At 71.0% G+C, this 17039-nt stretch carries 17 protein-coding genes; 10 read left to right on the plus strand and 7 right to left on the minus strand.

Annotated features, from left to right (window positions below; genetic code table 11):
- The first annotated feature begins 318 nt into the window (after window positions 1-318).
- From ACH4SP_RS36070 to ACH4SP_RS36105, 8 genes are all read left to right on the plus strand, one after another.
- Complete coding sequence (locus ACH4SP_RS36070) at window positions 319-1047, plus strand: TetR/AcrR family transcriptional regulator (protein WP_398421515.1); 729 nt, start codon at window positions 319-321, stop codon at window positions 1045-1047.
- A 25-nt stretch (window positions 1048-1072) separates the two neighbouring features.
- Window positions 1073-1717: a hypothetical protein gene (locus ACH4SP_RS36075; RefSeq protein ID WP_398421517.1), complete on the plus strand. Its 645-nt coding sequence runs from the start codon at window positions 1073-1075 to the stop codon at window positions 1715-1717.
- Window positions 1623-1946 (plus strand): RNase A-like domain-containing protein, encoded by a 324-nt coding sequence (locus ACH4SP_RS36080; protein ID WP_398421519.1) that lies wholly within the window; start codon window positions 1623-1625, stop codon window positions 1944-1946. Before ACH4SP_RS36075 ends, ACH4SP_RS36080 begins: the two co-directional genes overlap by 95 nt.
- A 20-nt stretch (window positions 1947-1966) precedes the next feature.
- Complete coding sequence (locus tag ACH4SP_RS36085) at window positions 1967-2536, plus strand: hypothetical protein (RefSeq protein WP_398421520.1); 570 nt, start codon at window positions 1967-1969, stop codon at window positions 2534-2536.
- Window positions 2537-2592: 56 nt separating this feature from the next.
- A complete protein-coding gene (locus ACH4SP_RS36090; RefSeq protein ID WP_398421522.1) occupies window positions 2593-2892 on the plus strand; it encodes an RNase A-like domain-containing protein in 300 nt (99 codons plus the stop codon).
- A 13-nt stretch (window positions 2893-2905) separates the two neighbouring features.
- Window positions 2906-3598 carry a contact-dependent growth inhibition system immunity protein gene (locus tag ACH4SP_RS36095; protein WP_398421524.1) on the plus strand — a complete coding sequence of 231 codons (693 nt, stop codon included), beginning with the start codon at window positions 2906-2908 and terminating at the stop codon, window positions 3596-3598.
- Window positions 3599-3629: 31 nt separating this feature from the next.
- Window positions 3630-3938: a hypothetical protein gene (locus ACH4SP_RS36100; protein WP_398421526.1), complete on the plus strand. Its 309-nt coding sequence runs from the start codon at window positions 3630-3632 to the stop codon at window positions 3936-3938.
- 114 nt (window positions 3939-4052) lie between these two features.
- The gene (locus ACH4SP_RS36105) at window positions 4053-5309 is read left to right on the plus strand and encodes an NlpC/P60 family protein (protein ID WP_398421528.1); all 1257 of its coding nucleotides are present in this window, start codon (window positions 4053-4055) and stop codon (window positions 5307-5309) included.
- 19 nt (window positions 5310-5328) lie between these two features.
- Here ACH4SP_RS36105 and ACH4SP_RS36110 read toward each other — a convergent pair whose 3' ends face one another.
- From ACH4SP_RS36110 to ACH4SP_RS36130, 5 genes are read right to left on the minus strand one after another with little or no spacing between them, the layout of a single operon-like run.
- On the minus strand, window positions 5329-6612 hold the full coding sequence (locus tag ACH4SP_RS36110; RefSeq protein ID WP_398421530.1) for a styrene monooxygenase/indole monooxygenase family protein: 1284 nt from the start codon (window positions 6610-6612) through the stop codon (window positions 5329-5331).
- A gap of 33 nt (window positions 6613-6645) precedes the next feature.
- Entirely contained in the window at window positions 6646-7266 is a 621-nt protein-coding gene (locus tag ACH4SP_RS36115; RefSeq protein ID WP_398421532.1) for a GTP-binding protein, read from the minus strand.
- On the minus strand, window positions 7247-7681 hold the full coding sequence (locus ACH4SP_RS36120; protein ID WP_398421534.1) for a DUF742 domain-containing protein: 435 nt from the start codon (window positions 7679-7681) through the stop codon (window positions 7247-7249). Before ACH4SP_RS36120 ends, ACH4SP_RS36115 begins: the two co-directional genes overlap by 20 nt.
- Window positions 7678-8157 (minus strand): roadblock/LC7 domain-containing protein, encoded by a 480-nt coding sequence (locus ACH4SP_RS36125; protein ID WP_398421536.1) that lies wholly within the window; start codon window positions 8155-8157, stop codon window positions 7678-7680. The genes ACH4SP_RS36120 and ACH4SP_RS36125 overlap by 4 nt, the downstream gene beginning before the upstream one ends.
- Window positions 8154-11153: a nitrate- and nitrite sensing domain-containing protein gene (locus tag ACH4SP_RS36130; RefSeq protein ID WP_398421538.1), complete on the minus strand. Its 3000-nt coding sequence runs from the start codon at window positions 11151-11153 to the stop codon at window positions 8154-8156. The genes ACH4SP_RS36125 and ACH4SP_RS36130 overlap by 4 nt, the downstream gene beginning before the upstream one ends.
- 376 nt (window positions 11154-11529) lie before the next feature.
- On the opposite strand from ACH4SP_RS36130, the gene ACH4SP_RS36135 reads away from it, so the two are divergent.
- The gene (locus ACH4SP_RS36135) at window positions 11530-12309 is read left to right on the plus strand and encodes a protein phosphatase 2C domain-containing protein (RefSeq protein ID WP_398421540.1); all 780 of its coding nucleotides are present in this window, start codon (window positions 11530-11532) and stop codon (window positions 12307-12309) included.
- A gap of 214 nt (window positions 12310-12523) precedes the next feature.
- On the opposite strand, the gene ACH4SP_RS36140 is transcribed toward ACH4SP_RS36135, so the two are convergent.
- Window positions 12524-12955 (minus strand): MarR family winged helix-turn-helix transcriptional regulator, encoded by a 432-nt coding sequence (locus tag ACH4SP_RS36140; protein WP_398421542.1) that lies wholly within the window; start codon window positions 12953-12955, stop codon window positions 12524-12526.
- 265 nt (window positions 12956-13220) lie between these two features.
- On the opposite strand from ACH4SP_RS36140, the gene ACH4SP_RS36145 reads away from it, so the two are divergent.
- Entirely contained in the window at window positions 13221-13985 is a 765-nt protein-coding gene (locus tag ACH4SP_RS36145; RefSeq protein WP_398421709.1) for a lysozyme, read from the plus strand.
- Window positions 13986-14094: 109 nt separating this feature from the next.
- On the opposite strand, the gene ACH4SP_RS36150 is transcribed toward ACH4SP_RS36145, so the two are convergent.
- Window positions 14095-17013 carry a M4 family metallopeptidase gene (locus tag ACH4SP_RS36150; protein WP_398421544.1) on the minus strand — a complete coding sequence of 973 codons (2919 nt, stop codon included), beginning with the start codon at window positions 17011-17013 and terminating at the stop codon, window positions 14095-14097.
- Between the last annotated feature and the right edge of the window lie 26 nt (window positions 17014-17039).

A 17039-nucleotide genomic window follows, 5' to 3' on the forward strand; every position in this document is an offset into this window, starting at 1 on the left:
GTGAATCGTTCCTCCCAACCGCCCCCTAATACATCCCTGTTACACGCACAGCCCGCCACCACGCGCCCCGTCACCACACCCCACCACCGTGCGCTCCCGCCCACGCCCGCCCCTCCCGCACCCGCCCGGCGGTTCCCGCCGCCGTTCCGCGTCCGTGCGCGGCCGCCGCCCCGCTGGGACAGACCCGTAACACAGCGGATCTTGACCACAACCGGTGGCATGTCCTCCGCAACCCCTCGCCCGCGCCCGGGAGAAGCCGCCCGGGAGAAGCCGCCAGGACCCGCCGCCCTGGACGTCCGGCCGATTACGCTGCCACGCATGACCACCGCCGCGTCCTCCCCCGCGTACCGCCGCCTCAGCGTGGAACAGCGCCGAGTCCAACTCATCGGCGCGGCACTGTCGTTGTTCGCTCACCGGGCACCCGAGGACGTGTCGATCGACGACGTGGCGGAGGCTGCCGGGGTGTCCCGGCCGCTGGTCTACCGCTACTTCAGGGGCGGGAAGGTCGAGTTGTACGAGGCGGCGCTCGGGTCCGCCGCCGACGAGCTGAAGCTGTGCTTCGCCGAGCCGCAGACCGGGCCCCTCACCCAGCGGCTGGCCAGCGCCCTCGACCGCTACCTCGGCTTCGTGGACACGCACGACACCGGGTTCAGCGCGCTGCTGCAGGGCGGGAGCGTGGTGGAGACGTCCCGGACCACCGCCACCGTCGACGGCGTACGGCGGGCCGCGGCCGAGCAGATCCTGCTGCACCTCGGAGTGACGGACACGGCCGGGCCCCGGTTGCGGATGATGGTCCGGACGTGGATCTCGGCCGTCGAGGCCGCCTCCCTCATCTGGCTCGACGAGGGCAAGCAGCCGCCGCTGCCCGAGCTGCGGGACTGGATGGTCGACCACTTCATGGCACTGCTCACCGCCACCTCGGCGACGGATCCGCAGACGGCGGACGTGACCCGGCGGGCGCTGGCACTGGAAACGGCTGACGGGGCGGCGGGCGTGCTGGCGCGACGGGTGATCCCCGTGCTCGCGGAGGCGGCTCACCTGCTGTGAACCGGGGTGTCCCAGGTGTTTCGCGGTGGCCCCAGCATGGGGCAGGAGCCGGGCCGGCTACGAGTGGAAGCACGACAGCGGCGCCTCTCCCACCTCCTCCCACCCGGTGATGGCGGTGCTGTTCGACACCGCGAAGAAGATCGGCGATCTGCTCTACTCGTTCGCCGAGGACGCGGTCTACATCAACCACGAGGTCCATGAGATCTACATGGACGCGGTACGGGACGCCGTCCCCAAGATCGAGGTCGACCTCAAGGACGGCATCGGCATGGACGACGTCAAGGGCCTCTTCAAGGGCTTGGCGAAAGGCATCGCGAAGGGCGCGTCCCAGCTCGGCCAAGGCATCGTCCTGAACATGGACACCGCCGCACTCAACGCGGTCGTCGAGACGTACAACGGCAAGGTCAACGCTCTGGTTCCCCAACTCGACGCCTTGCTGGCCCCGCTGGACGAGGCCTATCTCAGCGCGCCCACCTTCCGGGCCGAAGAGGCCCGCGCCCAGGCGTTCGGTGCCCGCTCGCTCAACGAGTTCAAGGACGAGCACCGATGGACGAACCCCGAAGACGCCAAGAACGGTGTCTACAAGATGGACCTGGCGGGCTCCGAATGGCTCGACAACGTTCGAATCCGTACAGAAGGCCCAGGAACTCACCCAGTACAACATCAATAAGAATTCACAGGAAATTCAGGACTGGCTGAAAGGTCCGCCGCCCCCGACGAACAGCGACCGGCCGAAATCGTTCGACAGTACGGCGCCGAACGGTGAGACCAGTGGCCGGAGCGTCACCAAGCAACCCGATCCGAACGATCCCGGTACCGGCTTCAAGGACCACGGCCTGAACGCCAAGGCCGTACCCGTCACGGGGTTCGCCATACTCACTTCCATGCCCACCGGATGACGGACACAGCAGGAGCCGACATGACCTCGTCCCTGCAACAGGCCTGGGAATCGGCAGCCCTGCGCCTGTTCGACGACAAGTACTCACTCGTTGCCGCAGGCCCCAGAACGCACGACGACTGGCGGATCGACGCCTTGGCCGTCATGGGCCGGGAAACGACCGACCCGCGCGGCTGGGCCGTACTCGACTGGGACTTCGAGGGCGACAGCCGCCGGATCGAGGTCGGCGCCTCGTTCCCCTTCGTGCTGCCCACCAGTGCACGCTTGGCCGAGACGCTGTACGAGATCACCGGAGCGTCGGCCGCGGAGTTGCTGGTGGCCATGACCGACGACTGGTTCAAGGCCGAGGACATTCCAGGGTTCGCGGAGCGGAAGGGGGAATTGCTGGCAGATGCCGAAACCCTCCTTTCCCGTTTTGAACCGGCGGGCACGTATTACACGACCGCAAGAAATGCAGAGGCCACGAGCAAACCGGACTTCTTCACCGAAGTCACCGGGGGCGTCAATCTCACCATGCTCCTGATGGACCTCGGCCTCGTCGCCGTGTCGGACTCCGAGATCGGTGTCTTCTGGTCCTTCAACGACTACTGATCCGAAGGGATCGGCGATTCAAGGTCGTTCATTTCCGTCCGATGGAGACCCGCACCATGCGCACTCGCAGTTCCAGCTATCCCGACCGGGAAACGGCCCAGTGGGCCACCCAGCAGGTGGTGACCCGCAACGAGCAGGCCATCCACCGGTGGCTGGCCCAGGGCAGCAGGCAGCGGCTGACCGTCGAAGCCGCCTGGCCCTCGCGGCCCGAGCCGGTCGGCCGTGTGCTGCTCCAGGCCATGATGCTCGCCGGGCGCGAGCCCGTGGACGTGCGGGCCGCCCGGGTGGTGCTGCGGCGCGAGCCGACGAGCCCGCACGGCTTCGTCGTCCTCTCAACCGTCCCGTTCTACCTGTAGAGGCCGGCTCCAGATGCCCATGAATCCGCTCGAATTCGACCGCCGTTACGGCGAGTTGGACCAGGTGGTCAGCGCCTACGCCGGCCAGGACGCCGACGACGCGCCGGACCGGCCGAGCGAGGCCCTGACGGCATACCTGCGCCACACCTGGCACATCCGTCCCTGGGCCCTGTCCGTCGCCGAACAGCAACTGCGCGAGTACGCCCGAAATCCCCCCGGCCGGCTTCGGCTGCGCCTCGGCGAGTTCTACCCGGTGCCCGACGTGGGGCTGCCCGAGTCCCGCATCCAGGACTGGCTCTTCCTGCTCGCCGACCACATCAAGCACAGTGCCGAATCCGGTGAGGTCCCGCCGCCCTCCGCGCCCCGAACCCACTGGGAGTGGCAGGCCCGCTTCCCGGAACTGGCCCAGTTCCTCGGCGGCTGGTTCTCCCAGGACATGCCCGACGAGTTCGACGACCACGACGCGGCGGTGCGGGACTACGACACCACCACCGACCGCGGCCTGGTCGCCCGCCTCGTCGGCGAACTCCACGAACTGCTCGCCCTCGACCTCGACGAGGCCGACTACGCGCTCGCGGTGGCAGAGCTGGGCATGGAGGTCGATCCTCCGCAGCCGTACTCGCCCAGCGGCTGGCTGGCCCTGGTCGCGACCTCGCTGGGCGGCTTCCGGCCGGACCACGGACCGCCGCCCGGAGACGCATCCTGAAGGGTGCTGTGACACCTGTGACACTGGTGGAGTGAGAAGCGAGAAGACTCCCTTTGTCGGCGGGCCGCTGGACGGTCGGGCCCTGGACGTGCTGACCGGGCCGACCGGGAATCCGCCCAAGTGGTACGAGGTGCCGGTGCCGGACGCCGGGGGCGGACCGCCGGCCGTGTACGCGTACGAGCGCCGGCCGGCCGGGTACAGCAAGCGGCTCGGGCTGCAGCGCGGCTGGAAGTACGTGTACGTGCCGGAGGGGCGGGAGCCGTGGAGTCCGAAGTGGCCGTGGTCGAAGTCCACGCGCCACGCCGCGGGCGGACAATCTTCGACCGGTACGGGTGACTGAGCTGCGCCGCCCCGCCCATCCGCCGGGCTGACCGGCCGTCATGGGCGCACCATCGGGCTGAGCCGGGCGTTCCGCCCGGCGTGGCAGGTGGTACGTGGTACCGGAGGTGATGGTGTGACAGGACGGCTCAGGACCGCCGTGGTGATCGCGGCGGCGGCAGCGGTGGTGGTGACGAGCACGGCGGGGGGCGCGTACGCCGCACCGGGCGATCCGTTCGACGATCCGTCCGGCACCGCGGTCGTCGAGCCGGGCGGGCCGGGCGAAACTGCCGACCCCGTCGACGCGAGTACCGGTACCGCGGCCGGCGCCGGTGTCGCAAAGCTCCTCGCCGACCTCCAGAAGCTCTACCAGCAGACCGAGGAGGCCACCGAGGCCTTCAACGCCACCGAGGAGAAGCTGAAGGCCCAGCGGGCCGAAGTGGCAAGGCTGACCCGGGAGTTGGGGAAGGCCCGGGTCACCCTCGCGGAGAGCAGGAGGGCCGCCGGGCAGCTCGCCCGGGAGCAGTACAAGGGCAGCGGCGACTACGCGTACTCCTCCTTCGTACGGCTGCTGACGTCGAGCGATCCCGAGCACGCGCTGATGCAGGGCCACACCCTGCGCCGGGCCGCGGCGGCCCGCGCCGTGAAGGTGGCGCGGCTGGAGAGCGGCGAGAGGAAGGCGGACGAGCTGGCGACCGGGGCGCGGGCCGCGCTGGACACCCAGCAGACCCTCGCCGCGAAACAGCAGAAGGACCGGGACACCGTGCGGGCCCGGCTGAAGGAGGTCGAGGCGGCGCTGGCCTCGCTGACGGCCGACCAGTTGGCGGAGCTGGCGGCGCTGGAGAGCCGTTCGGTGGAGCGGGCGCAGCAGAAGCTGGTCGGGTCGGGGGCCTTCGGGCCCGGTGGCGTACGGGCCTCGCGCGCGCCCTCGCGGGAGGGCGACCGGGCGCTGACGTACGCGACCCGGCAGCTCGGCAAGCCGTACGTGTGGGGCGCGGAGGGGCCGGGGTCCTTCGACTGTTCCGGGCTGACGCAGCAGGCGTGGGCGGCGGCCGGGCGGAGCATTCCGCGGACGAGTCAGGAGCAGTGGCGGGAGCTGCCGCGCGTGCCGCTGTCGGCGCTGCGCCCCGGTGACCTGGTGATCTACTTCCCGAAGGCGACCCATGTGGCGATCTACCTGGGGAACGGGCAGGTCGTGCAGGCGCCGCGCCCCGGCGCGCACGTGAAGGTGTCGCCGATCGCGTCGAACCCGGTCCTGGGCGCCGTCCGCCCCGACCCGGCGCTGGCCCCGCTCCCGTCGTACGTACCGCCGGACCTGCCGACGGGACGCACGGTGGACGGGAACGAGTCCGACGCGGGGTACGGGGCCGAGGCGGCGCCCGACGGGAACTAGGCCCCCGGTTCGCCCCGGATCAGGCGCTCGCGGACTCGGCCACCGACGCCAGGTACGCGTTCGTCTTCTCCGGCTCGTAGAAGAAGTCCTCGAAGTCGGCCGGGTCGTTGAAGCCGTTCGCGAACCGCTTTGCCACCGGCGGGAGTTGACCGGCCGCGCCGATCAGGTTGAGGACGTGCTCCGGCGGGACGCCCAGCATCGCGTTGGTCCACTTGGTGACGTGCTGGGCGGTGTCCCAGTAGCGGTCGAAGGTGCGCTGCATCCACGTCTCGTCGAAGTCCGCCTCGCCGTGCGAGACGATCGAGTCGAGGTACGAAGCGGCGCACTTGGAGGCCGAGTTGGAGCCCTGCCCGGTGATCGGGTCGTTGGCGACGACGACGTCCGCGACGCCGAGGACGGCGCCGCCGCCGGGGAGGCGGCCGATCGGGTTGCGGACGGTGGGGGCGTACCGGCCCGTCAACGTGCCGCCCGCGTCGGTGAGTTCGACGTTCGTGGCGCGGGCGTACTCCCAGGGCAGGAACTTCTCCAGCAGTTCCAGCGTGAGGGAGAGGTGCTCGGAGGGGTCCTTGATGCCCTTGAAGGCGTCGATGGGGCCGCCGGGGATGCCCTCCCAGAAGAGGATGTCGGCGCGGCCGGAGGTGGTGAGGGTCGGCATCACGAACAGCTCGCCGACGCCGGGCACCAGATTGCAGCGGACCGCGTCGAAGTCGGGGTGCTCGGGGCGCGGGCCCATGCCGTGCACGTACGCGACGGCGAGCGCGCGCTGCGGGGTCTCGTACGGGGAGCGGGAGGCGTCCCGGCCGAAGAGCTGGACCAGCTCGCCCTTGCCCGCGCTGACCAGCACCAGGTCGTACGTACGGGCGAAGAAGTCCAGGTCGGAGACTGCCGCGCCGTGGATGACGAGCTGGCCGCCGCGCTGCGCGAAGGTGTCCATCCAGCCGGCCATCTTCACGCGCTGGTCGACGGACTGGGCGTAGCCGTCCAGCTTGCCGACCCAGTCGACCGGGCGAGTGGGGTATCCCCTGCTCGAACTCTGTTGAGAGCTTGGGGAACCGTCGGGGGCGGCGACGGAGACGCCGACGCCCTCGATGCGCGGGGCCTGGGACTCCCAGAAGTTGAGCCGGAGGTCGCGCTCGTGCTGGAGGGCGGTGTGGAACATGCACTGCGTCGACATGACCTTGCCGGCCCGGATCTCGTCGGACGTGCGGTTCGACATCAGGGTGACTTCGTAGCCCTTGGACTGCAGTCCCAGGGCGAGCTGGAGGCCGGACTGACCGGCTCCGACTATGAGGATCTTCCGCATGGGGTGGGTGGCTCTTTCACTCGGCAAAAAGACTTAGGCGGGGGTGGCGTCCAGGGCGTGGGCGACCATACCGAGGAGGGTCTCGACGACCGAGATGCGACTGCGTGCGTCCATGATGACGACGGGGACGTGCGCCGGCACGGACAGCGCCTCGCGGACGTCGTCGGATCCGTAACTCTCGGTGCCCTCGAAGTGGTTGACGGCCACGATGTACGGGAGGCCGCAGCTCTCGAAGTAGTCGAGCGCGGGGAAGCAGTCGGTGAGGCGGCGGGTGTCGGCGAGGACGATCGCGCCTATCGCGCCGCGCACCAGGTCGTCCCACATGAACCAGAACCGCTGCTGGCCCGGCGTGCCGAACACGTACAGGACGAGGTCGTCGTCGAGCGTGATCCGGCCGAAGTCCATCGCGACGGTGGTCGTCGTCTTGTCCGGGGTCGCGGACAGGTCGTCGGTGTCCTCGCTGGCGGTGGTCATGACCGCTTCGGTCTTAAGCGGGGTGATCTCGGAGACCGAGCCGACGAAGGTGGTCTTGCCGACGCCGAAGCCGCCCGCGACCACGATCTTGGTGGCGGTGGGGGCCCGGGTGTGGTCCAACTGCCAGGCGGCCGGATCCGGTTCGGGAGTGGTGGTGGCCTCAGAGGCGACGGAGCCCATTCAGGACCCTTTCCAGCAGTGCGCGATCGGGGCGGCCGGCGCCGTGGCCGGTTCCGTACACGCGGATCTTTCCCTGGTCGGCCAGGTCGCTCAGCAGCACCCGGACCACACCCAGCGGCATCTTCAGCAGAGCGGCGATCTCGGCGACCGTACGCATCCGGCGGCACAGCTCGACGATGGCCTGCATCTCGGGGCCGACCCGCCTGCCGGGGGCGCGGCCGGTCAGCTCGGGGCGCTCCGGCGACGCTTCGACGGCGGGGGTGTCGAGGGCCGCCACGAACGTCTCCACCAGGAGCACGTGCGTGAACCTCGTCCGTCCCCCGGTGAGGGAGTACGGGCGGACGCGCGCGGGACGGCGGCCCTCACCGCGTATCGGCAGCCGGGACGGGGCCGGCGGAGAGCTCTGCGGGATCAACTCGCACTCTCCATCGACTTGCGCAGCTCGGTGCGGAGTTCGGGGGTGAGGACGTGCCCGGCGCGGCCCACGAAGAGCGCCATGTGGTACGCGACGATGCCCATGTCGCAGTCGGGTGCGGCGTGCACGCCGAGCAGCGAGCCGTCGCTGATCGACATCACGAAGAGGCTGCCGTGCTCCATGGCGACCATCGTCTGTTTGACGCCGCCGCCCTCCATCAGGCAGGCGGCCCCGACGGTGAGGGAGGCGAGGCCGGAGACGATGGTGGCGAGGTCGGCGGTGGAGCCCTTGGGGCTCACCAGTGCCGGTGCGGTGTCCACCAGCATGTGGTCCGGGTCGGAGGACAGCAGGAGGAGTCCGTCCGAGGACACGACGGCGACCGAGACGAGACCGGGCACCTCCTCCACCAGATTGGTCAACAGCCAGTGCAGATTACGGGCTTCGGTGCTCAGCCCGTATGTGATCGGCGCGGTCAACTGCGTGCCTCCTCGACGGTGTCCCCCTCGGTGTCGGTCCGGTTGGTCCTGTCGGTCTTGGTCGTGCCGGTGGTGCTGGTCGTGCCGGTGGTGCCGGTGGTGCCGGTGAAGCTGATGGTGCCGGTCGTGCTCTTGGTCTCGGCACCGGGTTCCCCGATTGCCCCGTCTACCCCGTGATCCCCGTTGTTACCACTACTTGCGATCTCTGCTTCGACATCACGCCTGCCGTTCTTCGCCCCCTGGTGGAATCCGCCCAGGCGACGGCGCAGTGCGTCGGCGTCAACTCCGCCGGTGCGCTGCGGCGTGGCGTCGGCCGCCGGCTTGACGACCTTGGGGGTGCGCTTGGGGAGACCCTTGTCGGTGAGACGCGGAGTGGTCGGCTCCGGGTCCGCCTGCGCGGTGGGCTCCGTCGCGGCCTCTGGTACGGGCTCGGGGGCGGGGGCCTGCTGCGGGAGGCGGATCTCCCGGGTGGGCTGGTCGGCCTGCGGCTCGTCGTCCCGTACGGCTGTCTCGTCGGACGTACGGGCGCGGGCGCCGTCCTCCGCATCGGCCTGCGCCGCCGCCTCCGTCGCCTCCGCCGCTTCGGCCGCCGCGACGGCCTTCTCCGCGACCGCGATCAGCGGGTCGACCGCGGGGCGGGGCTCAGGGGAGGGCTCCGGGTCGGACCCCGGTCCGGGCCCCGGCCCGACCGCGCGGCCCGGCAGGGTGTTGGAGTTGGCCTCGGCGACCGAGCCCGGCAGCCGGTGCAGGGTCTCCGGCACCGAAGGCACGGCGGGCGGCTCGGCCGGCAGGAGCGCCTTGGGGAGGATCAGGACGGCCGTCATGCCGCCCTGCTTCTGCTCGCGCAGCTGGATGCGTACGCCGTGCCGGGCGGCCAGCAGTGCGGCGACCTGGAGGCCGAGGCCCTCGCCGTCGCCCACCGGGGTGTACGCCGCGGGCTTCGACAGCCGCGAGTTGAGGTCGGTGAGCCGGTCGGGGGCCATGCCGATGCCCTCGTCCTGCACGGACAGCATGATTTCGCCGCTCTCAAGCAGCCAGCCGGACAGCTGGACGTGCGCGTCGGGCGGCGAGAACGAGGTGGCGTTCTCCAGGAGTTCGGCGAGCAGGTGGCTGAGGTCGTCGGCCGCGTACCCGGCGACCTGGGCGTGCGGCGGGAGTGCCTGCAGGGTGACCCGCTCGTACCGCTCGATCTCGCTGATCGAGGCGCGCAGTACGTCGACGAGCGGGACGGGCCCGGTGTGCGCGACGCCGTGTTCGGTGCCCGCGAGGACCAGGAGGTTCTCGCCGTGGCGGCGCATCACGGTCGCCATGTGGTCGAGCTTGAAGAGGGTGGCGAGGCGGTCCGGGTCCTGCTCGCGCTCCTCCAGCGTCTCGATGACGGCGAGCTGGCGCTCGACGACGCCGAGGGTGCGCAGCGAGAGCTTGACGAAGGAGGAGTGGACGGTGGAGCGGAGGTCGGCCAGCTTGGCCGTGGTGTCCTGTGCGCGGGCCAGCAACTCGGCGTGTTCGGCGGCGAGTTGGCTGTTCTCGGCGGCGAGGGTACGGCGCTGGGCGTCGAGGGTCTCGCGCTGGCCCGCCAGGTGGCTGCGGTCACCCGCGAGCTGTTCGGCACGGGCGCCGAGGTCGAGCAGTTTGCCGTGCAGGGTGTTGAGGGAGCGGACGACCTGGGCGTACTCGTCGTTGCGCCCGGTGTAGCGGACCGGCTCCTCGGTCTCGGGGGCCGCCGCGAGGCGGGCGGCACCCAGGCGCAGCACGGCGAGCGGCTGGGTGAGCGTACGGGCGACGGCGGTGGAGATGCCGACGGCCAGCAGGAAGCAGGCGGCGAGCAGGCCGATGCGGAATTCGAGGGCGGAGACGTCGTCGTCGCGCAGGGCGGCGAGGTTCTGGGTCTGCGCGGAGGCGAGGGCGGCCTCGGCGCCGCGCATCCGGTCGACCCGGGCGGTCAGCGCCGCGTCGACCTTCTCCGCGCCGATGCGGCGGTCCGCGGCGCTGAGGGTCGGCTGGTCGGTGAGGGCGTTCAGGTACTGCTCGGCGGTCTTCACCTCGGGGCCGCTGACGGTCGCGGCGAAGGAGTCCCGGTCCTTGGCGGGCGCGGCGAGGGCGAAGTCGGCGAGGGCGGCCCGCTCGCGGTGGCGGGCCTGCTGGGCGGCGGCGCTGAGGGCGTCGCGGACCTGCTTGCCGTTGCCGCTCTCGCTCCGTACGAGCAGCCCGGTGGCCGGGTCGAGGCGGAGCGTGGACTCGCCGCGCGGCACGGCGAGCGCGGCGAGCAGCAGGCCGCGGGTGGCGGCGGCCTGCTCGACGGCGCTGCCGAGGGTGGCGGGCGCGGGTCCTGAGCCGCCGGCCCGGGGCGGGGTCTTGCGGGCGAGGTCGCGGGAGAGGCCGCGGAGCTCGTCGAGGACGGTGGAGTACCCCTTGTGGAGGTCGAGGGGGGTGGCCCTGCCGGTGGCGGCGTTGCCGGTGCCGGTGCCGGTTTCGGACTTGGCGTTGTCGGCGGCGCGGCGCAGGGCGGGGATCTTCGCGATCGCGGTGCGTACGGAGGCGGGCAGGTCCGCGCCGTCGTGCGCGGCGAGCTCGGCGATCTGGCGGTCCACGCGGGAGGTGCGGTCGGCCTGGGGGGTGCCCTTGTCGCGGCTGTTGGCGCTCCCCTCGGCAGAGGCGGGGCCCGCCACGAGGGCGGTCGTCTCGTCGCGCTCGTCCGCGAGGGAGTGCGCGAGGGCGAGGGCCTGCCGGTTGAGCTCGGAGAGGTCCAGCAGGGCCTGGGAGCGGGTCAGTTCGTCGGATGCGGTGATCAGGGCCGGGGCTCCGGCCGCCAGCACGACGACGCCGACGGCGGCCACGGAGGCGACGAGCCGGTTGCGTACGCGCTTGGGGCGTGGCTGCTTGGTGGCGCCGGGGGGCTGCCCCTGGGGCTGCTCGCCCTGGAGGCCCTCGTCGCCGACGCTGCCCTTGCTGACGCTGCCGCCCCGAGGCCGCTTGTTCTGCACCGGTGCTCGCATTCTTGGTTCGTCCGCCCAGGTGGCCGAGGTGACGGCTGGTACATCTACGTCTGGTCACATGCGGACCGAGCGCCCCGCCCCTCACCCCTGTTCCGGCCTTCGACCATTCCAGCCCCCGGGGAGGGAAGCGTGCATCAACCGCTCCGCCACCCGAACGAGTGAACATCACTCAGGAGTTGGCGAACAACTCCCGTCACGGTCCGTCAGCCGCCCTTTCGGTGTGCCGGTTGGAAGTTCCGTGCGGGCTTTGGCAGGATGCACCCCCGCAGCTTCCCGGAACACATCATTCCGTCCAAAAGCAGGCAGCTGACCTGCTGGTATGGGCCACATCGCGCCTCTCGGGGGCGACCGGGCGGGGTCCGGCAGACTGGCTCTCATGCGCATCGAACTCGCCACCGCCCCCGGAGACCCCGAACGCCCCAACGAGGACTGGACGTCCGTGGCGCTGCCTGCGGCGGGGCCGACCGGCCAGGGCGGAACCCTCGTCGTCCTGGACGGGGTGACCCCGCCGCCGAGCGAGACGGGGTGCGTGCACTCCGTACCGTGGTTCACGGCGCGGCTCGGCGGTGCGCTGATCGAATTGTCCGGTTCACGGCCGGATTTGACCCTCGCGGAGGTCCTGGCCGCCGCCATCTCGCGCACCGCGGACGCCCACCGGAGCACCTGTGACCTTTCTCACGTACGTACGCCTCAGGCAACGGTGGTGATGGTGCGTTGGGGGGCGGCGACGGTCGAACACCTCGTGCTCTCGGATTCGGCACTGCTGCTGGAAGGGGCGGACGGGGCGGTACGGGCGGTGCTGGACGACCGGCTGGACCGGGTGCCCCGGGAAGCGCTCCGGTCCCATGCGACCGCCGACGTCCACCGGAACGCGGAGGGGGGCTTCTTCACTGCGGCGGCGGATCCCGCGGTCGCGGGAAGGGCGGTCGTCGGGGAGACGCCGAGGGGAGAAGTGCGGGCGCTCGCGGCGATGACGGACGGCGTCACGCGGTGGGTGGACACCTTCGGGGCCGGGGACTGGACGGAGTGCATGGGGGTGCTCCGCAAGGAGGGGGCACAGGGGCTGATCGACCGGGTGCGGGAGCTGGAGCGGGGCGGGGTCGTGGACCGCTGGAAGCGGCATGACGATGCGGCGGTGGTGTACGCGGAGCTTTGAGGGGGGCGGGGCGGGCCGGTGGTCGTCGTGCGGGTACGTCGTGGCTGGCCGCGCAGTTCCCCGCGCCCCTAAATGCCTGCCCCCTAGCCCTCTTGGGCAGCGGGGCCGCCCCCCGGGGGGCGGAACGGGTGGGCAAGGGGGCGGCCCCCCACCGCGGCACGCCCCACCCCGACCGCACACGCTCGCCACCGCTCCACCCCGCGCCCACGACCGCCTACCCCTCCGCGCGCATGTTCAACTGGTGGAGGAGGCGGGCCAGTTCGGCCACCTCCACGCGGTCCCAGTCCGCCAGCTTCTGGACGTAGCTCGCGCGGCGGGCGTCGCGGACTCGGCGGAAGCGTTCCCGGCCCTCCGGGGTGAGGAGGACGAGGGAGGCGCGCCCGTCCGCCGGGTCCGGTTCGCGGGCCACCAGGCCCAGCTCCTCCAGCGCGCGCAGCTGCCGGCTCATCGTCGCCTTGCCCACCCCGAACCACGCCGCCAGTTCCGTGGCCCGCTGCCGGTCCGCCTCGTCCAGGCGGACGAGAAGGCCGTACGCGGCAGGCTCCAGTTCGGGGTGGACCTCGCGGGCCAGGTCGCCCGACGACGCCCGCGCCCGGCGCAGGAAGAGCGCCAACTCCCGCTCCAGCGCGAGGAATTCCTGATCCACGATGACCTCTCCTGTCGACCCCGGCACCGGCTCGGCGCCGGTGGCGGAAACTTTCAGCGGCAGGCATCGCCGCAGTTCGTCCAGTATTTCGCAGGTGTGGACCAATGTCGGCACAGAGGCCCTCTTCCGTCCCACCGGTCTACGTGCGTAGCTTTCGTTCGGCAAGGCCACTTCAGTCGCTTTGTCGATCTTTCGGAGGCACGCAATGCACGTGCTCAGAGCAAGATCCGCCGTCATCGGCACAGTCACCGCCGCCGCACTCTGCCTGGCCCTCACCGCGGGCGCCGCAGGAGCCGCAGGGGCGGACCCCGCCCCCACTCCCCCGCCCGGCTCCGCCCACATGGGCATGGGCGTCATCGAGCACGACGGCCAGGGCGGACTCCCCCCGGCCGCCCCCTTCGCCGAACAGACCGAGGGCGTGGACGTCTCCAGCCACCAGGGGAACGTCAACTGGGCCGCCCTGTGGACCAGCGGCGTCAAGTGGGCCTACGCCAAGGCCACCGAGGGGACCGGCTACAAGAACCCCTACTTCGCGCAGCAGTACAACGGCTCGTACAACAGCGGGATGATCCGCGGGGCGTACCACTTCGCCCTGCCCAACAGCTCCAGCGGCGCCGCCCAGGCCACCTACTTCGCGGGCAACGGCGGCGGCTGGTCGCGCGACGGGCGTACGCTGCCCGGCGCGCTGGACATCGAGTGGAATCCGTACGGGGCACAGTGCTACGGCAAGACGCAGTCCCAGATGGTGGCGTGGATCAGGGACTTCCTGAACACGTACAAGGCCAGGACCGGGCGCGACGCCGTCATCTACACCGCGACCAGCTGGTGGAAGAGCTGCACCGGCAACTACGCGGGCTTCGGCGCGAGCAACCCGCTCTGGGTGGCCCGGTACAACACCACCGTCGGTGAACTCCCGGCGGGCTGGGGCACGTACACGATGTGGCAGTACACCTCGTCGGGCCCGATCGTCGGCGACCACAACAGGTTCAACGGGGCCATCGACCGCGTGCGCGCCCTCGCCAACGGCTGACGGACGGGCCGACGGCTGACGGCTGACGGCTGGCGGACGACACGTGAAGGACCCCCGGCGCGCGAGCGCCGGGGGTCCGGTTCACCAAGTGACCGCAGGGGTCAGGCCGTCAGCAACGACCCGCCGCCCGGTCCCGGACCACCAGGTCCGTGTTGCTCGTGGTGCCGTCGATCCAGACGACCCGCTTGCCGGTGTCGGCCGAAGCCCCCGCCTGGTCGCCGCGGTTGCAGGAGACGCGCTCGCCCTCACGGGTGCCGGCCGCGTCGAACTGCCACAGCTTCGGCAGCGTCTCGTTGCGGTACACCGTGTCGGGCAGCGAGGCGCCGACCGTCACGGCCTCCTCCGAAGCGGTCAGGTCCAGGGCGAAGAGCGCCTTGGCACCGGCCTCCGGGCTGAGGTCGAGGAGCTTGGTGCCGTCGAGGTTGGCACGGCGGACGGCCATCTGGCCCTCGTCCGCGGCGTTCTCGTCGACCAGCCAGGAGACATGGGTCCTGGAGAGGCCGGTCTGGCCGAGGCTCTCCACGGCCGCCTTCTGCGGCAGGACGTTCGTCTTGCCGGTCTTGGTGTCGAGGAGCTCGACGTCCAGCTTGTACTCGCCGTTGACCGGCCACAGCTTCGCGTACGCGACCTTGCCGTCCTTCACCGAGGGCAGCGCGGAGGAGAGGTGGTAGCGGCCGCCGTCGACGTAGGCCTGCGCGCCCGTCTTCAGGTTCTTGTACGCGGCGTGCCGCCCGCCGAACGGGTCGCTCTCCTCCCAGACGACCAGGTCACCGTCGATGCGGAGGCCCTGGAGGCTGGTGTAGGAGGACCAGACCTTCTTGGCCGGGCCGCCCGCGACGGGGCGGACCATGACGTCGATGCTGCTCGTGCCGAAGGCCGCCCAGACGACGTTCTTGCCGTCGGTCGCCGGGTAGACGTGGAACTTGCCGTCGTTCGGGCTGATCAGCTTGGGCGCACCCTTGCCGTCGGTGCGGCCCGCGTAGACCGAGTACGGCTCGGAGCCGTCGTCGTTGGACTTCGAGACGGCGTACCAGCCGCCGCCGGCGCCCGCACCCGTGCCCGCGGTGTTGAGCTTGCCGAGGAGGGTGTCGGAGTCCATGCCGAGCGCGTCCTCCCAGCCCGGGACGATGCCGTGGGCGTTGAAGGAGCGCGCGATGACCTTCTGGTCCTTCGCCGAGACCAACAGGTCCTTGGCGGCGGCGACGATCGCGTTGCGGCCCTCGGTGAAGCCGTCCAGCGGAGTCAGGTACTCGGAGAGGGCCTTGTAGACGATGCGGTCGGCGAGGTCCTTGTCGATGTCCTGGCGGATGTCCCAGAGGGCGCCGGAGAAGATCGTCGAGTTGAGGTGCACACCGCCGTTGTCGACGTCGTACGCGACGCCGAGGAAGTCCTTGGAGGTGGTGCGGCCGTCGTTCATGTCGCGCAGCGCGCAGTCCCGCTCGGAGAGCGTGCGGCACAGGTCCTCACCGACGAGGCCCGAGTTCGGGTCGTCCATGGCGGTGCCGGAGGCGTTGGTGTCGATGGCGTTGCCGAAGTAGTCGGCGAGGCCCTCGTTGAGCGCGCCGGACTGGCCGACGTACACCAGGTTGGCGGTGTTCTCGACGACGCCGTGCGTCATCTCGTGGCCGACCACGTCGACGTCGGAGGCGAGCGGCTTGTACTCGTCGTCGCCGGAGCCGTACACCATCTTCGAGCTGTCCCAGAAGGCGTTGACCCACGGCTGCCCGCCGTTCGTCACGCCCACCAGGGAGTTGATGGCCATGCCGCGGCCGTCGAGGCTGTCCCGGTTGTGCTTCGACTTGTAGTAGTCGTACACCTGGGTGCCGGCCCACTGCGCGTCGATGGCGCCCGCGTCGGTGGCGTCCTTGCTGAACTCCTGGACGGGCGAACCGAATTCCTTGATGCCGGACGGCCACTTGCCCGACGCGTCATTGGCCTCGACGCCGCGCGCGTCCCACGTGGTGATGGGGCTCTTGCTGCTGCCCTGCATCCGCACGTAGTCGCTGAGCGTGTACTCCTTGCGGGAGGAGTCGAAGTACAGGTTGAGGTCGACCTTGGTGCCGTCGGTCTTGACGCCGGTGCCGGTGGCGTCGGCGGGGCCGAGCGCCTTCGCCGCGGCCTTCCGGGCGGGTGCGGCCTTCTGGGCGGGCGCGCCCTTCTGGACGGCGCCCTTGGGGGCCTGCTTCGGCGTGCCGAACGTCTTGATGCTGCTGTACTGCAGGACCGGGAAGCCGGCCTTCGCGTCGATGTAGACCTGCCGCAGCACGGGCTCGCCGGTCACCGGGTGGTTGCCCTTGACAGTCACCTGGCGGGTCAGGACGCCCTTGCCCTGCGGGAGGACGACGAGCCTGCCCGCGGTGCCGGTGAGGGCCGTGGCGGCCTTGGACTTCTGGCCCTCGGCCTTCCGTACGTCCTTCTTGCTGAGGTTCTTGCCGTTCAGCTCGCGGTTCACGGCGGCGACGGCGCGCTCGACGGCGATCTTCTCGGAGACCGAGGCGGTGGTGCCGGTGGCCAGCTTCGTGAAGTACTTGCCGGAGGTGCCGACGACGGAGCGCTTGCCGCCCTTGTTCTCCATCCGGACGACGTACTGGCCGCCGAGGACGTCGAGTCCCTTGTACTTCTGCTGGAGGCGGACGGTCTCGGTGCCGCCCTTGGCCGCCTGCGTGCCGACGGCCTTCAGGTCACTCTGGGGGTTGCCGATGCGGTACCGGCTCTGCTTGTCGGCGAGGTGGCCGATGGCCGCATCGGCGGCGCTGCCGGTCGCCTTCGCGGGCTCGTTGATGCCGTCGACCAGGGCCGGGGTCGCGGTGTCGGTCCCCGGGATCACTTCGGCCGCTGGGGCCGCGGGGGCCGCGGGCGCGGCCTGCGCGGCGGGCACGACGCCGGCGAGGAGGGCAGCCGCTGCGAACGTCGCGGCAACCCCCTTGGATATACCGGCACTTGTGATGCCGGATCTTGCTGCGCGCACTCGGGTTCTGTGCTGCACGCTTCCCCTCCCACGGTACGGACGAGCATTGGGCACGGCCATGCAAGTCGCTGTGTGTTCAAGTCGGC

Origin of the sequence: Streptomyces sp. NPDC021093 (assembly GCF_044333135.1) — a bacterium.
Lineage (GTDB): Bacteria > Actinomycetota > Actinomycetes > Streptomycetales > Streptomycetaceae > Streptomyces.

Bases quoted from the DNA above. Each gene is read 5' to 3' on its own strand.
- ACH4SP_RS36070 (WP_398421515.1), top strand. From the start codon at position 319: ATGACCACCGCCGCGTCCTCCCCCGCGTACCGCCGCCTCAGCGTGGAA.
- ACH4SP_RS36085 (WP_398421520.1), top strand. From the start codon at position 1,967: ATGACCTCGTCCCTGCAACAGGCCTGGGAATCGGCAGCCCTGCGCCTG.
- ACH4SP_RS36090 (WP_398421522.1), top strand. From the start codon at position 2,593: ATGCGCACTCGCAGTTCCAGCTATCCCGACCGGGAAACGGCCCAGTGG.
- ACH4SP_RS36095 (WP_398421524.1), top strand. From the start codon at position 2,906: ATGCCCATGAATCCGCTCGAATTCGACCGCCGTTACGGCGAGTTGGAC.
- ACH4SP_RS36110 (WP_398421530.1), bottom strand. From the start codon at position 6,612: ATGCGGAAGATCCTCATAGTCGGAGCCGGTCAGTCCGGCCTCCAGCTC.
- ACH4SP_RS36115 (WP_398421532.1), bottom strand. From the start codon at position 7,266: ATGGGCTCCGTCGCCTCTGAGGCCACCACCACTCCCGAACCGGATCCG.
- ACH4SP_RS36130 (WP_398421538.1), bottom strand. From the start codon at position 11,153: ATGCGAGCACCGGTGCAGAACAAGCGGCCTCGGGGCGGCAGCGTCAGC.
- ACH4SP_RS36135 (WP_398421540.1), top strand. From the start codon at position 11,530: ATGCGCATCGAACTCGCCACCGCCCCCGGAGACCCCGAACGCCCCAAC.
- ACH4SP_RS36150 (WP_398421544.1), bottom strand. From the start codon at position 17,013: ATGGCCGTGCCCAATGCTCGTCCGTACCGTGGGAGGGGAAGCGTGCAG.